General features: G+C 66.3%; 12 protein-coding genes. 8 read left to right on the forward strand and 4 right to left on the reverse strand.

Translation table 11 applies throughout. The annotated features are described in order from the left end of the window. Positions 1-106: 106 nt before the first annotated feature. The 5 genes from GTK09_RS07020 to GTK09_RS07040 all read left to right on the forward strand — a co-directional run bounded on the left by GTK09_RS07020 (position 107) and on the right by GTK09_RS07040 (position 8233). Positions 107-1297: an amino acid ABC transporter permease gene (locus GTK09_RS07020; protein WP_163462246.1), complete on the forward strand. Its 1191-nt coding sequence runs from the start codon at positions 107-109 to the stop codon at positions 1295-1297. 10 nt (positions 1298-1307) lie between these two features. Continuing rightward, positions 1308-2807, forward strand: coding sequence for an amino acid ABC transporter permease (locus tag GTK09_RS07025; RefSeq protein ID WP_163462248.1), 1500 nt, complete (start codon positions 1308-1310; stop codon positions 2805-2807). A gap of 23 nt (positions 2808-2830) precedes the next feature. Continuing rightward, positions 2831-3637, forward strand: coding sequence for an amino acid ABC transporter ATP-binding protein (locus GTK09_RS07030; protein WP_163462250.1), 807 nt, complete (start codon positions 2831-2833; stop codon positions 3635-3637). Positions 3638-3845: 208 nt separating this feature from the next. Further along, the gene (locus tag GTK09_RS07035; protein ID WP_203560916.1) at positions 3846-6833 is read left to right on the forward strand and encodes a cytochrome P460 family protein; all 2988 of its coding nucleotides are present in this window, start codon (positions 3846-3848) and stop codon (positions 6831-6833) included. Positions 6834-7054: 221 nt separating this feature from the next. Next, a complete protein-coding gene (locus GTK09_RS07040) occupies positions 7055-8233 on the forward strand; it encodes an AI-2E family transporter (protein ID WP_246217753.1) in 1179 nt (392 codons plus the stop codon). A gap of 103 nt (positions 8234-8336) precedes the next feature. Here GTK09_RS07040 and GTK09_RS07045 read toward each other — a convergent pair whose 3' ends face one another. The 4 genes from GTK09_RS07045 to GTK09_RS07060 all read right to left on the reverse strand — a co-directional run bounded on the left by GTK09_RS07045 (position 8337) and on the right by GTK09_RS07060 (position 13000). After that, entirely contained in the window at positions 8337-9185 is an 849-nt protein-coding gene (locus GTK09_RS07045) for an SDR family oxidoreductase (protein ID WP_203560917.1), read from the reverse strand. A gap of 23 nt (positions 9186-9208) precedes the next feature. Further along, complete coding sequence (locus tag GTK09_RS07050) at positions 9209-11314, reverse strand: OmpA family protein (RefSeq protein ID WP_246217754.1); 2106 nt, start codon at positions 11312-11314, stop codon at positions 9209-9211. A 107-nt stretch (positions 11315-11421) separates the two neighbouring features. After that, positions 11422-12660, reverse strand: coding sequence for an FAD-dependent monooxygenase (locus tag GTK09_RS07055; protein WP_163462254.1), 1239 nt, complete (start codon positions 12658-12660; stop codon positions 11422-11424). 97 nt (positions 12661-12757) lie between these two features. Then, entirely contained in the window at positions 12758-13000 is a 243-nt protein-coding gene (locus GTK09_RS07060) for a zinc-finger domain-containing protein (RefSeq protein ID WP_163462255.1), read from the reverse strand. Positions 13001-13149: 149 nt separating this feature from the next. Between GTK09_RS07060 and GTK09_RS07065 the strand changes: the two genes are divergently transcribed. From GTK09_RS07065 to GTK09_RS07075, 3 genes are all read left to right on the forward strand, one after another. Beyond that, the gene (locus tag GTK09_RS07065; RefSeq protein ID WP_163462256.1) at positions 13150-13914 is read left to right on the forward strand and encodes an alpha/beta fold hydrolase; all 765 of its coding nucleotides are present in this window, start codon (positions 13150-13152) and stop codon (positions 13912-13914) included. A 152-nt stretch (positions 13915-14066) separates the two neighbouring features. After that, positions 14067-14888: a serine O-acetyltransferase gene (gene cysE, locus GTK09_RS07070; RefSeq protein WP_163462257.1), complete on the forward strand. Its 822-nt coding sequence runs from the start codon at positions 14067-14069 to the stop codon at positions 14886-14888. 428 nt (positions 14889-15316) lie between these two features. Continuing rightward, positions 15317-15526 carry a DUF3126 family protein gene (locus GTK09_RS07075; protein ID WP_163462258.1) on the forward strand — a complete coding sequence of 70 codons (210 nt, stop codon included), beginning with the start codon at positions 15317-15319 and terminating at the stop codon, positions 15524-15526. Positions 15527-15700: the final 174 nt, after the last annotated feature.

The raw sequence follows: 15700 nt of genomic DNA on the forward strand, positions 1-15700 counted from the left end.
TGCCGGAACTGGCGGGCCGTCGGTCGCTTGCCGGAGCGTGGGCCATCGGGCTGCGCGCGCCGCCGGCCGATCGTCGGTGCCTTGCCGGACGTGGGAGTTCGTCGCCATGAGCGTCGAGACTGAGACGATGCCACGACGCGTCAGCGGCTCGTCGATCCTCAACAATCCGACGGTGCGAAGCATCGTCATCCAGGTTTCGCTGATCGTCTTTCTCGTCGGGTTCACCTGGTGGATCATCGACAACACGGCGCGCAACCTCGCCGCAGCCAACATCGCCTCGGGCTTCGACTTCCTCTGGTCGCGCGCCGGCTTCGACATCGCCATCACGCCGATCGCCTATACGTCGAACGAGACCTACGGCGAGGCGATCGTCATCGGCATCCTCAACACGCTGATCATCTCGGCGGCGGGTATCGCGCTGGCGACGATCCTCGGCTTCGTCGTCGGCATCGGCCGGTTGTCGGGCAATTTCCTCATTCGGATGCTCTCCACCGTCTATGTGGAGATCTTCCGCAACATCCCGCCGCTGCTCGTCATCCTGTTCTGGTACTTCGGCGTCCTGTCGGTTCTCAGCGGTCCGCGCGGCCTCGAAGAAAGCCCCATCGGCATCTACCTGACCAATCGCGGCCTGCAGATCCCGAGCATCATCTTCGGGGCGCTGGCATGGGCCTCGTTCGCCGCCTTCGTCGTCGGCATCGTCGCGGCGATTGTCATCGCCCAGCGCAACAAGAAGCATCAGCTGGCGACCGGCGAGCGCAAGCCGATTCTGTGGACGGCTCTCGCGCTGATCCTCGGCCTGCCGATCCTGGTCTTCATCGTCACCGGCGTGCCGGCGGTGCTCGAATTTCCCACCGCCAATCGCTTCAATCTCGCGGGCGGTATCCAGATCCGGCCGGAATTCATCGCCTTGTGGCTGGCGCTGTCGATCTATACTGGCGCCTTCATTGCCGAAATCGTGCGCGCCGGCATCATGTCGGTCTCCAAGGGACAGAACGAGGCGGCCTCCGCCCTCGGCCTGAGACGCGGCCAGGCGCTGCGGCTCGTCGTCGTGCCGCAGGCCTTCCGGGTGATCATTCCGCCGCTCACCAGCCAGTATCTCAACCTCACCAAGAATTCCTCGCTCGGACTTGCCGTCGGTTATCCCGAACTCGTCGCCGTCGGTTCGACGGTGCTCAACCAGTCTGGCCAGTCGATCGAGATCGTCTGCATCTGGATGGCCGTCTATCTGACGATCAGCCTGTCGGTGTCGTTCTTCATGAACTGGTTCAATTCGAAGATGGCGCTGGTCGAGCGCTGAAGGACGATCGATGGAAGAGCAGGTTTTCCAATATGTGTCGAAGGACCAGAAGGCGGCGCTGCCGCCGCCGGCGAGCGAGGTCGGCGCCTTCGGCATCGTCCGCCGCAATCTCTTTGCCACGCCCGTCGATTCGATCCTTTCGATCGCGGCCGGTCTCTTCGTCCTCTGGGCGGCATGGAGCATTTTCCAATGGGCCGTCCTCGATGCGGTCTTTACCGGCGAGGACCGCGAGGCCTGCCTCGTCGAAGGCGGCGGCCATGGCGGCGCCTGCTGGGCCTTCGTCGAGGCGAAGTTCGGCCAGTTCATCTACGGCACCTATCCATTCGCCGAGCGCTGGCGCGTCGACTTCCTTTTCGTCGCACTCGTCCTTCTCGTCGCCGGTGTCGCCATTCCGAAGGTGCCCTACAAGCGGTTGAACGCCGTCCTGCTCTTCGGCGTCTTCCCGGTCCTGGCGCTCGTGCTTCTGACCGGCGGTCGCTTCGCCTTTTCCGGTGGCGAACTGGCGCTGCTCTTCCTGATCGCAGCGGCCGTCACCATCAGCGACGTCTCCTCCGAGCCGCAGGTCGGCTTTCACAGCCTGCCGGTGAAAATCGCGCTCGGTGCCACGCTGCTGGCCTTCGTGGCGATCCTGCTGTCCAACTTCGTCAGCGCCCGGTCCTTCGAGTTTCTCGACTTCCGCTTCACGCTTTTGTCGTTGATCTCCTTCCTCGCCGCGGTCGTCGCACTCGGCCTCGTCGTCTTCGTCGGCGTCATGGCGCGGCGCGGCGAGGGCAATGTCGCGCGGCTGTTCTTTCCGGCCGCCGCCGTCATCCTCTTCCTGTTTCTGATGTCGACGAATTTCGGCCTGCCCCAGGTCCCGACGAATTTCTGGGGCGGTCTGATGCTGACCCTTGTCGTGGCGCTGTCGGGCATCGGCGCGTCCCTGCCGCTCGGCATCCTGCTCGCCCTCGGCCGGCGCTCCGACATGCCGGCGGTGAAGCTCCTCTCGGTGGTTTTCATCGAGTTCTGGCGCGGCGTGCCGCTGATCACCGTGTTGTTCATGGCGAACTTCATGCTGCCGCTGTTCATGCCCGAGGGCGTGACCTTCAACCAGCTCTTGCGCGCTTGCGTCGGCGTCGCGCTGTTCTCGGCGGCCTACATGGCGGAGGTGGTCCGCGGCGGCCTGCAGGCGATCCCGAAGGGGCAGTATGAAGGCGCCGACGCCATGGCGCTGACCTATTGGCAGAAGATGCGGCTGATCATCCTGCCGCAGGCGCTGAAGCTGGTCATCCCCGGCATCGTCAACACCTTCATCGGCCTCTTCAAGGATACCAGCCTCGTCTACATCATCGGTCTCGCCGATCTTCTCGGCACGGTGCGGCGCGGCTTCAACGATCCCAACTGGATCACGCCATCGACGCCGGCGACCGGCCTGATCTTCGCCGCCTTCATCTACTGGCTGTTCTGTTTCTCGATGTCGCGCTACTCGATCTACACCGAGCGGCGTCTCGACACGGGTCACAGGAGCTGAAATCTTTTCGAGGAATTGCTGACATGAGCCTCCCCAACGAAGCCGCCGCGAAAGGCGACGCCGGGACCACCCGGCCGACGAAGATGCAGGTTTCCGATGAAGTCGCCGTCCAGATGGTGGACGTCAACAAGTGGTTCGGCGAGTTCCACGTGCTGCGCGACATCAATCTCACCGTCCATCGCGGCGAGCGCATCGTCATCTGCGGCCCGTCCGGCTCCGGCAAGTCGACCACCATCCGCTGCATAAACCGGCTGGAAGACCACCAGAAGGGCAAGATCGTCGTCGACGGCATCGAGCTCACCGACGATCTGAAGAAGATCGACGAGGTGCGCCGCGAGGTCGGCATGGTGTTCCAGCACTTCAACCTCTTCCCACACCTCACGATTCTCGAGAACTGCACGCTCGCGCCGATCTGGGTTCGCAAGATGCCCAAGAAGAAGGCCGAGGAGATCGCCATGCACTATCTGACGCGGGTCAAGATCCCCGAGCAGGCGAACAAATATCCGGGCCAGCTCTCCGGCGGTCAGCAGCAGCGCGTGGCGATCGCCCGCTCGCTCTGCATGAACCCCAAGGTGATGCTGTTCGACGAGCCGACCTCGGCGCTCGATCCGGAGATGATCAAGGAAGTGCTCGACGTCATGGTCGGTCTCGCAGAAGAGGGGATGACGATGATCTGCGTCACCCACGAGATGGGCTTCGCCCGGCAGGTGGCGAACCGTGTGATCTTCATGGATGCCGGCCAGATCGTCGAACAGAACGAGCCGCACGCCTTCTTCACCGACCCGCAGCACGAGCGCACCAAGCTGTTCCTCTCGCAGATCCTACACTGACGGCGAACGATCATCGTCGTCGCGAGTATGCGGGGGCCATTCGGCCCCCGCTTTCGTTCGGGCCGTGAACTCTTGGGGAAGCATTCTTCATCGTTCCGAAACTATGGCTGGCTTTTGAACGATGAATTCAACTTCTCATATTTCCAAATTGCTGTACCCTTCGGGAAAGGACGATCAGGCCGGGAGGCCGGACGGGAGGGGTGACGCCATGTCGGGCAGGATGACGCGATGGCTGGTCGCTCTGACATTCACGCTGATGGCGGTAAATTCTGCCGATGCCGCCTGCGTCGCCTTGCAGAAGTCGGCGCAGGTTCCGGACGATCTTGCCCTGTGCAAGCGCCTCGATCCGATCGTCCGCAAGCCGGCCGCCCTGCCGCTGAATGAGTATGAGGAAGCCCTCAACCAGTATTTCTCGCATTTCTGCCACAGGGATACGACTGCCGGCTGGGTGCGCGACAAATATGTGCGCGACACCGGCCCCTATGTCGCCAGCTTGATCAACGGCGCCTGGGTCGGCGGCGATCGCGGCACGCACGCGCCCGTCGTGATCTGGTATTCCCCGGAAATGCATGCCTGGCTGAAGACGGCGCGCCCCTCCGACGAAGCCGCGCGCCCGGCCGAGGAGCCACCGGTTCCCGACGGCGCGATGATCGTCAAGGAGATGTATCCGGCACCGGCGGCGCTTTGCGCCAAGGAAGACCCGGCGATGCTGAAGCCGACCAGTGGCGCCGCCTTCATGGTGCGTGACGCCAAGGCTTCCCATGATGGCTGGTACTGGGGCTGGTATGGCTGGAGCGACGATCCCAAGGCCAATATCGACTGGCCGCCGCGCCCTTCCAACGGACTGCCCTATCAGGGCTTCGGCCAGTACTGCCTGAACTGCCATGCTTCGGCGGCGAACAACTCGACCTTCTCCAGCCTGTCCAACATCGAGGGTGAGCCGGGCCGTCCGATCGCCTTCCTGTCGCAGGATTTCGCCCTCGATCTGGGCTCCGAACCGCATCACGAGGCGTTGACCGACATCGCGCCGGCGGTCGACGATCCGAAGCCCGCGCCGAAGGAGCTCAATCCGGACGTCGCCGCGCTCTTCGACTATGTCTTCGCGCAGCTGCCGAAAGACGTCGCCACGCTGCAGATGCCGTCGGCGAGCTACGACACGGTCTGGGTCAAGGAACACGCCAAGACCACTGAGAAGAGCCAGTATCTCACCTCCGACCAGTGCGTCGGCTGCCACGATGCCGGCAGCACCGGGCTGCAGTTCGACATGACCAAACCCGCGCCGCTCGACAAGGTGCACAATCCGGACGGCTCGAAGCTGATCAACATGTCGCCCTACGGCACCTGGCGCAATTCGCCGATGGGCCTTGCCGGCCGCGACCCGATCTTCTTCTCCCAGCTGGCGAGCGAGACCCAGACCTTTCATCCCGAGGTCTCGCCGCAGGTCCAGTCGATCTGCCTCGGCTGCCACGGCATCCAGGGCCAGCGGCAGTTCCAGCTCGACGGTGCGGCGCAAGGCGAGAGCTGCCCGAATTTCGAGCGGTCGATGGCCGATGCCGTGCCCTATCCGCCCGACAATCCGACGGCCGAGCACGCCGATTTCGGCGCGCTCGCCCGCGACGGCATTTCCTGCACCGCCTGCCACCACGCCATCTTCAAGGATGCCGACGTCGCCGCGGCAAAGGACAGCGAGGCCAATCGCTGCATCATCGCCCGGCAGGATCAGCTGAATCCGACGGAACTCGCGGAAGGCTTCGCCCGCACCTTCACCGGCAGCTATTTCGTCGGCGCGGCCGATCAGCTGAAAGGCCCGTTCGAAAATCCCAAACAGGTGCCGATGAAGAACGCCCTCGGCATCCAGCCCGGGCATGACGAGACGTTCCTGAAGTCCGACCTCTGCGGCAGCTGCCACACGGTGCATCTGCCGGTGCTGGATGAGGGCAAGACGCTCGGCTACACCTTCGAGCAGACCACCTATCCCGAATGGGCCTTCAGCGATTACCGCACCGGGGTGACAGCCAATGGCACTCTTCCCGAAGGGGCGGGCCCGAAGGCCCAGAGCTGCCAGGCCTGCCACATGAAGAGCCACGACGAGGCCGGCCAGCCGCTGGTCTCGAAGATCGCCAGCATTCAGGAGCACAGCAACTTCCCCGAGGCGGAAAATGCCCTCGGTCCGGACGCGATCGATCTGGAGCGCCGTGTCGGCTTCGCGCTCCACACCCTCGTCGGCCTCAACGTCTTCCTGATCGAGATGGCCGATCAGTTCCCGGATTTCCTCGGCATCCCCGTCCAGGATCCGATGCTGGTCTCCAAGGGTGTCGACAACATCGTGACAACCCGCAACAAGATGCTGGAGAACGCCGAGAAGCTGTCGGCGTCGATCGCGGTCACCGATGTGACGAGCGATGCCGGGCGCTTGACCGCCAAGGTGCGCGTCGCGTCCGACGTCGGGCACAAGTTCCCCTCGGGCGTCGGCTTCCGCCGGGCCTTCGTCGAGTTCCGGGCGCTCGATGCGGACGGCAAGCCGCTGTGGACCTCCGGCGGCACCAATGAAGCCGGCGTCATCGTTGACGCCAAGGGCGAGCCGCTGCCGGGCGAACTGTGGTGGGAGCGCGACTGTTCGGCCCGCATCGCGCCGCTGGAGCGGCGGCATCAACCGCACTACCAGAGAATCAGCAGCGAAGGCGAGGCGCAGATCTATCAGGAGCTGGTCTCGACGCCGCCGCCTTCGGGCGAGGCAATGTGCGGCCACGACGCGGCGCCCGCCGGGCAGCTGACGACGAGCTTCCTGTCGATCTGCAGCCATGTGAAGGACAACCGCATCCTTCCGTCGGGCTATCTGCCCTTCGAGGACCGTGTGACGATCGCCAATGCCCTCGGCTCCAAGGGCACGGCCCTCGCCGAGGACACGGGCTCCGTCGCCGTCGGCGACGACCCGGACTACGTCACCGGCGGCGGTGACACGCTGAGCTACGAGATCGACCTCGCATCGTTGTCCGGCGACGTGGCGAGTGTCGAGGCGACGCTCTACTACCAGGCGATCCCGCCCTTCTATCTGCAGGATCGCTTCTGCACGGCGAAGGGCACCGACCGCGACCGGCTGGCCTATCTCACCAGCCAGCTGAAGCTCGACGACACCGCGGCGGCGGGCTGGAAGCTGAAGATGGTCTCCTCGGGCCCCGTCGCAATCGGCGACTGAGCCACCCCGGTCCGCCGGCCGGACGCAGCAGAGAGGCATAGCGTCGTCGGGTAAAGGTGCGGCGGTTGGCTTCATACGACCCGAGCCGCTGGAATGGAGAGAACCGGGGCGCCGCAATCCAGACGGGCTTTTGGGTTTGGCTAAGTGTCCGGTCCGCCCGCTCGCGGAACTTTGAAGATCACCCGCCGTTTAGGATGGAACTTTTGCATTCGGGGGGTGAATTGTCGTCGGAAAAAGAAGCCAGCAGGCGGAGCGATCAGCGCTCCACGACGATCTCCCCGACCATCGGACTCGTCAACACCCAGAACTTCGAGACAGGCCCGCGCTGGGCCGTCATCGGCATCTTCTTCATCCTCCTCTTCGGCGCGCTCTATCTGACGGCAAGCTTTTTGCTGCCGGTAATTTTGGCACTGCTTTTCGCGCTGGTGATGAGCCCGATCGTCCGGTTCCTGCGGCGCCGGCTGAAGATCTGGGAGCCGCTCTCCGCCCTGGTGCTGGTGGTCGGCTCGCTGATGACCCTGACGCTTGGCTTTTACATGCTGAGCGATCCGATCACCAATCTCGTCAACGACGCGCCGCGCTATGCCGCCGCCGTAGACGATGAATTGCGGTCGGTGCGCGATCGGCTCGACCGCTTCCAGGCGGCGCAGGAGGAAGTGCGCAGCGCGGCCTCGGAGGAGGCGCCCGGTCAATCCGGCGACGACGCTCCGCGGGAGGTAGTCGTCAAGAACCCCGGCCTTCTCGACAACGTCACCCAGACGGCGCCGCAGATCCTCGCGTCGATCGCCTTCTCTCTGATTTTCTTGTACTTTCTTCTCGCTTCGGGGGATCTGTTCTACCAGAAGCTGGTGCGGTCGATGCCCACCATGTCGGACAAGAAGCGGGCGCTGCACATCGCCCACGACATCGAGCGCGAATTGTCGCGCTACCTCTTCACCATCACGCTGATCAACATCTGTCTCGGCATAGCCGTCGGCGCGTGCCTGTGGTGGGTCGGTATGCCGACGCCGGTCGTCTTCGGCGCATTGGCGACGCTCCTCAACTTCATCCCCTATATTGGCTCGATCATGGGCATGGCGCTGGTCGGCGTGATCGCGCTCGCCGAGTTCGGACATCTGTCGGCCGCGGCCGTGCCGGTGCTGCTATATCTCGCCTGCACGGCGGTGGAAGGCCAGTTCCTGACGCCGATGATCGTCGGCCGCAGGCTGGAGATGAACGCCGCGGCCATCTTCCTTTCCGTCGCCTTCTGGGGCTGGATCTGGGGCGTCGTCGGCATGTTCCTCGCCGTGCCGCTGATGGTCTGCATCAAGGTGTTCGCCGGCTATGTGGAGCCGCTGACGGCATTGGGCGACTTCCTCTCGGCCGAGCAGCCCCGGCATACCGAGGACGACGAGGATTGATCACCCCTGCGTTGAGGGCGGAACGAATCCTCAGCGACAACCGGCGGCTCCGACCCCGCTAGGGGGCGAGCCCCGCCGCCCGAGGTGGCGGCCGGCGCCGGTCTTAATGAGCGTAGATCATCTTGCGCGTCATGCCGCCGTCGATCACCAGCGTCTGCCCGGTGATGAAGCCCGCCTTCTCGTTGTCGAGGAGGAAGCTTGCGGCGTGCGCTATGTCATCGGGCTCTCCGACCCGCCCGACCAGATGCTGCTCATGGTCGACCGGTCGCAGTTCTTCCCCCGACACGTTGATCCAGCCGGGCGCAACCGCGTTCACACGCACTTCCGGCGAAAGGCTGACCGCCAAGGAATGGGCGAGGGCGAAGAGCCCGCCCTTCGTCGCCGAATAGGATTCGGTGTCGGCCTCCGACATGAAGGCCCGGGTCGAGGAGACGAGCAGCATGGCGCCGTTCGTCTCGCGCAGCTTCGGCCCCCCGTGCTTGGCAAAGAGGAAGCTCTGGGAGAGATTGACGTCGAGGACCTTGTGCCAGTCCTCATATGACAGCTCTTCCACCGGCAGGCGCTTCATGATCCCCGCATTGCAGACGATGCCGTCGATGGCGCCATGGCTTTCCGCCGTCCGCCGGACACAGGCCGCAACGTCGCTTTCCCGTGCCACGTCGCCGACGAATGCCGCGAGTCTGCCGTTCTTCGCCTCGTCCTTGCAGAGTGCATCGAGGCCGGCCTCATCGGTGTCCATGGCTAGCACCCTGCCGCCTTCGGCGAGCAGCCGGAGCGTGATGGCGCGGCCGATGCCGGACGCGGCTCCCGTGACGATGAAGGTTTTGTCGGTGAGGCTCATGAGTATCGTACCCTTCCAGCGGACCGGGCCGACGCTTGGTCGAAGCGCCGGCCCGGAAGGATCGTCGATCATCGCGGGAATGATGCCGAAGGAGCGGTGTTCCCTCGGCATGCGACCCGTTCAGCCTGGCGCCGTCAGTTGCCCGACGTTTCGATCGGCTTCACCAGCGCGGTGATCCGGCGCACGGTCACCCGCCGGTTCTCGCGGTTCTGCGCCTGGGTGTCTACCTTCAGGTCGGATTCGCCGTAGCCCTGGGTGACGAGATTCTCGGGGGGAACCTCAAAGTATTCCGTCAGCGCGGAGGCGACGGCCTCGGCCCGCCGGTCCGACAGAGCGAGATTGGCGATCTCCGTGCCGACCGCGTCGGTATGGCCTTCGATCAGGAAGGTTTCGGAGGGGTTCTTGTCCACGACCTCCTTGATCGCATCGGCCAGCGCTTCGAGATTGCCAACCTGCTCCTGCGCGATCTGGGCCGATCCGAAGTCGAAATTGACGGTGTTGAGATCGATCCGGCGCACCTTGTCTCTGATGCGCTCGGAGCGCGTCACCTCGTCGACCGAATAGATCCGCTCCACCGTCTCGACCGGCGGTGCCACCAGCGTCCGGTAATAGAGATCCTCGTCCGGCTGGTCGACGTCGACGACGTATTCGTCCCGCGGGATGCCGATCTCGAGCGGCGGCAGGTCGCGGCCGGCATCGAGTTCGTAGGTCGGCCGGGCGTCGTCCTCGGAATAGGGATCGTAGAACAGCACGACCTCGCGCCCGTCGGGCAGGACGCGCGAGCGGCGGAGGATGTCGCCGTAGCGATTGGTGATGGTGATCACCTGGACGCCGTTTTCCCGGACGATGACCTGACGGGTCCGCCCGCGCGGCAGCCGCTCGGAATAGACGTCCTCGGCGTTCCGCGACAGCCGCGGCTGGTCGTCGCCCTTGATGAAGTAGCCGGCAGCCGCGCCCGCGACGGCGCCCGCAGCGGCGGCGCCGATGATCGACAGGATCTCGCGGCCGTCGTCGTCGCGCTTGATGACCTCGACATTCGGGGGCAGGTCGCCGTCGCGGCCTCGCTCGCCGTCACGATCGCCCCGACCATTGCGGCCGTCACGCTCGCCTCGCCGGTTGCGCTCGCCACGCTCGCCACGCGCCTGCGGCTCGATCCGTTCGCCCTGTTCCTCGGTGATCGGCGTGACGGTCACGGGTTCGCGAAGCTGCTGAACGCGGGCATCGCTGGCGTCGATCCGCCCGTCCTCGACGGGCGCGTTCTGAACGTCGGCAGGAACGGGTTGCGGCCGTTCCGTCGGCCGGTCCTGCGGGGCAGCGGCTTCCTGCCCTTCGACCTCGCTTCGCGGCGGCTGTTCACCGTTGGCGGCCGGGGATTCGCCGGCGGTGTCCGACCCTTCGTTCCCCTCCGGACGGGGGGCTTCGGCTGCGGGCGCAGCGTCTGGGGTGGCGCCGGCCGAACCGCCGCCGGCCTGATCGGGCTGCGGCGCAGCCTCGCCGGCCGGCCCGCGGTCACGCCGGGGCCTCTCGGCCTGGCCGTCCCGGTCCCTTGTCCCGCGTCGTTCCGGGCGCCCTTCGCTGTCGGATGCAGCGGGCTCCCCCGTTTCGCCCCGAACCGGGGAGGTCGACGGCACGGGGGCTTCCGGCGCGTCCTGGGCCGGCTTCTCGCCGGGGACGGGCTCGTTCGCCGGCCGCTCGGTCGGCGCGGGTGCGGCGTCCTCGGCAGCCGGTGGCGCGCTTTCAGGCGCCGGCGCGGCATCTGCTGGCGGTTGCTCGGGGCTATCGGCGGCCGGCTCGTCCGGTGTCGGAGCGGGTGCTTCCGCCTCAGGCTGCGCCGGTGCGGGTTCAGGCGCTGGGGCGGCGGGCGCTTCGGGCTCGGCCGGCGCGGCTTGCGGCTCGGCCGGAGCCTCGGTCGGCGCCGGCTGTTCGGCGGCGGGCGGTTCTGCGGGCGGTGCCTCCGGGGCAGGCTCCGGTTCTGGGGCCGGCTCCGGCGCCGCCGGCTCGGGGGCCGGCTCCTCGCGGGGAGGGAGCTCTTCGGCCGGCGCTTCGCCTGCCGGAGCTTCATCCGCCTGGGCGAGCCGGAACGATCCCTGCATCGACGTATCGAGCGGAGCGTTCCCGACCACGGCGCTGCGCACGATCGGCGCGGCGAAGGCAGGCGCTGCGACAGGGCCCGAAAGGGCCGTCGATGCGGCGAGAGTGGCAATGCCGACGAACCTGCCGCGGCGTTTGATATTCGACATGAAGACTATGACCTTCGCGTTTCGTCCCTTGCATCGGCCTGACGCCCTCGGGCGCCGGCGGGTCGGCTCTTCGTCCGTCCTCGGCACCGTCATCAGATCGATCAGGGTCAAGGCAAACGGTCGGACGCGGCGCCTCGTTCCGTGCCATCGGGGCCGTCGATGCCGGCGACGCCCGGACGATCTGTCGCAAGGACCGGTGCGCGCCAGTCGTACAGCCAGGCGAGATCGGCCCGTAGCGCGTCACGGGGTCGCAGGGCCAAGGCCATGTCGCGGCCGAGCGAGAAGGGCGGCGCCAGATGGTAGACGAAGCGGTGGAACCCGACGCGTTTGCGGACTTTGTCGATGCGCGGCCGCCGTTCGGCCTCGTAGCGCTCGGCCGCAGCCCGCGGCGCGTTCGTCCGCGCGACCGCGTCGGCGAGGACGGCCACGTCCTCGATCGCCATTCCGGCGCCCTGCGCGGCGTAGGGCGCCATGGCATGGGCGGCGTCGCCGACGAGGACGATGCGGCCGTTGCCGAGGGCGAAGGCGCGCGAGGCGGGGGCCCCAAAAAGCGGCCAGGGCGTCGGGGCCGACGCGCGGCCGATCAGGCGCAGAAGCTGTTCGTCCCAATGCGAAAATCCTGCCGGAACCCGGCTCGCGGCGTCAGGTCCCTCTTCGGATCTTGCAATCAACACGAGATTGACGGCCCGCCCGGCGCGGATCGGATAGGCGATCGCGTGGCGCTTCGGCCCCAGCCAGGCGCGGATGCCGGCGACGGAGCCTGCCTCGCCTTCGGTCTCGATCGTGGTCCGCCAGGCGGTCGTGCCCGTCGGCGCGGCGGGTGCGAGCCCCAGCTGCCTTACGACCGTCGATCTGACGCCGTCGGCGGCGATGAGAATATCGGCAACGACGGTTCCCCCGCCATTTGCGAGACCGAAATCGACCGCATCCTCGCCTGGCCGGACGCCGACGATCTCGGCGCCGAGCCGCAGCGAGATCTTCGGCTCGCACGCGACGGCCTGAAGCAGCACCGCCTGGAGGTCGGCGCGATGGAGAGAGAGATACGGCGTTCCGTCGCCGGCATGGACCGGCACCTCGGCGATCGTCCGGCCACTGGCGCCGTGCTTGAGACTGACATGATTCGCCGCGACGCCGACCTCTTGCAGCGCTGGCAGGAGCCCCAGCCGATCCATCACCGAAAGCGCGTTCGGCGAAAGCTGCAGCCCGGCGCCGACTTCGGACAGTTCGCTCGCCCGCTCGTAGATCGTCGAGGCGAGGCCGACCCGCGCGAGACAAAGGGCGGCCGTGAGGCCGGCGATGCCGCCGCCGGCGATCACGATGGCGGGTATCGATTGGTCGTGGCTCATGATGGTATGGCGGCTCGGGCCGGCTGAGATATCGGCAATACGGCGGAACGCCGCTCCGCCCTGTACTCGCCGGCCGGCGCGTCCTCGTCCCGCTTGCTCAGGCAGCCGCAGCGAAGAGGCAGCCTTCCGGCCGCGTCTCGTCCGCCCTGAGGGCCGCGTCATAGCGGTAGAGCGTCGAGCAGTAGCCGCAGACGATCTCCGGCTCGTCGCCCATGTCGAGATAGACATGCGGGTGATCATGGGGCGGGTTGGCGCCGACGCACATGAATTCCTTGACGCCGACCGTGATGGTCGAGTGCCCGGCGTCGTTCGAAAAATGCGGGATCGGATGACCGGCCATGACTGCTTGCAACCTCGAAAATGCGTCTTTCTGCGATGGGCCGGACCATATTACCGGCTCGGCCAAAAGAACAGGGGTGTCAGCTGGCCTCGGCCGCGCTATCGAATGCCCATGATCCGACAGACCCGCAACAGCCTTCAGGAACAAAGATGACCACCGGCACATTCGAAAACGAAGGGCTGAAGCTCGCCTTTCTCGACGAGGGCGAAGAGGATCAGCCGGCCGTGCTTCTGGTGCACGGCTTTGCCTCCTCGATGCGGGTGAACTGGATCGAGCCGGGCTGGGTGCAGACGCTGACCGAGGCCGGCTTCCGCGCCATCGCCTTCGATCACCGCGGCCACGGAAAGAGCGACAAGCCACGCGATCCCGCCGCCTACACGCCGCAGAAGATGGCGTCGGACTGTTTCGCGCTGCTCGATCATCTCGGCGTCCGGTCGGCGACCTTCTTCGGCTATTCCATGGGCGCCCGGGTCTCCGCCTTCGCGGCGCTCGCCGAACCCCAGCGGGTGGAGCGGCTCGTCCTCGGCGGACTCGGCATCGGCCTCGTCTCGGGGGTCGGCGACTGGGACCCGATCGCCGAGGCACTGCGCGCGCCATCCCTCGACGACGTCGACCACCCCCGTGGCAGGATGTTCCGGGCCTTTGCCGACCGCACCAAGGGCGACCGGCTGGCGCTCGCCGCCTGCATCGAGACCTCGCGCGACGAACTGACCGAGGCGGAGGTCGGCCGGATCGGCCAGAAGGTGCTGATCGGGGTCGGCACGGAGGACGACATCGCCGGCGCGCCGGAGCCGCTCGCCGCGCTCCTGCCGAATGCCGAAGTGCTGGCGATCGAGGGGCGCGACCACATGCTTTCGGTCGGCGACCGGCGGTTCAAGCAGCGGGTGATCGCGTTTCTGAACACGCCTTCTTGAGTTCGTCTCGAAGCAGCGTCGAGAAGAACTCGTTGCGGCGGCGGCGCGGCGATGTGGCGCCGGCTCTTTCCCTTCCAGCGCCGATCGCTTAAATCTCCTCCAACTTGGCGCGCCGGGCGGCGTCCCCGCGCCCCATGCCATGGGAGAGCGCCATGAGCGTCGCAAGCACCAAGAGCCAGGACAAGATCCAGGCCGTCGACCCGATCTTCGCCGAAATCTGCGCCGAGGCGTCCGACGTCGCGTCCGACGAGCCGGTCCTCGCCAGCTTCATCCATGCCACGATCCTCAACCAGCCGAGCTTCGAGGCGGCGCTGGTGCACCGGATTTCCCAGCGGCTCGATCATCCAGACGTGCCGGCGGTGCTGATCTCCCAGGCCTTCGGCGACATGATTGCCTTGGATCCCGATTTCGCCGAGACGGTGCGCATCGACATTCAGGCCGTCTACGACCGCGACCCGGCCTGCGAGCGCTATCTGGAGCCGCTGCTCTACTTCAAGGGCTTCCACGCCATCCAGACCCACCGGCTGGCCCATTGGCTGTGGGAGACCGGGCGGCGCGACTTCGCGCTCTATCTCCAGTCCCGATCCTCGGCCGTCTTCCAGACCGACATCCATCCGGCCGCGCGGATGGGCCGCGGTATCTTCCTCGACCATGCCACGGGCCTCGTCGTCGGCTTCACCGCCGTGATCGGCGACAACGTCTCGATCCTCCAGGATGTGACGCTCGGCGGCACCGGCAAGGAATTCGGCGACCGCCACCCCAAGATCGGCTCCGGCGTCCTCATCGGCGCGGGGGCGAAGGTCCTCGGCAACATCAGGATCGGCAATTGCTCGAAGATCGCCGCCGGCTCGGTGGTTTTGAAGGAAGTGCCGGCGAATGCCGTGGTGGCCGGCGTTCCGGCCAAGGTGATCGGCGAGGCGATCTGCGATCAGCCGGCGCGCGAGATGGATCAGGGCTTCGGCCGCGAGGATTGACCGGCGGCGGGAAGCCCGCCGGAATGCCGACGAATGAGGCGGGCAGGGATGGGTGCCTGCTTCGCCGAGCGAATTCCTCTTCGAGACCAGATGATCGCGCTCGTCGGAGGCGGTTGGCGCATCGCGCCGGAGAGGCCGGAACATCCCGGCCGCGATCGCCGTTCGCCGCGCATGGTTTCATCGTGCGGTCGGCGTTGGACCTGACGATCGGATTGCGGTAATCGCCCCTGTCCATCGGCATGACAGTCGGATTCGCGCGTCGACGGGAGTCTGGTAGCCCGTTGGCATCGTTCGATCTTTCGCATCCGGCTTCGGGTCGGGAGACATCGGCTGGCGGGGGCGGGCCGCAAACACGCTCTGCCGACCCCCATCGAACTTGCCGCCATCCACACTAGCTACGCACTTCCCACAGCAGCGAGGAGAGAGCATTGAGCCCCGCCGAAATCAGAAAGCTCGAAGCCTATCTGAAAAAGACCTTCAATGGCGTCGACCTGTCCGTGCGCGGCATGCCTCGCAAGACGGATTCCGCCGAACTCTACATCAAGGACGAGTTCGTCGGCCTGATCGCCAAGGACACCGAGGAAGGCGAGCTATCCTACCACCTCACCATGACGATCCTCGACATCGATCTCGAATGAACCGAGTACCGAGCACGTAACCCGGGGGCTGGACGCCGCAAGCGGCGAACCAGCCCCCGGAACGTCCCGGACGGGACGGGTCGCCCGGGACGGTCTCACGACGCCTGATCGGCCGGTTCGGCCAGGGCGTCGTTTTCGATCGGGCGCCTTAGTGGCGCGCGGCCCCGGATCGGG

It is taken from the genome of Jiella pacifica, assembly GCF_010500815.1.
Taxonomy (GTDB): Bacteria; Pseudomonadota; Alphaproteobacteria; order Rhizobiales; family Rhizobiaceae; genus Jiella; species Jiella pacifica.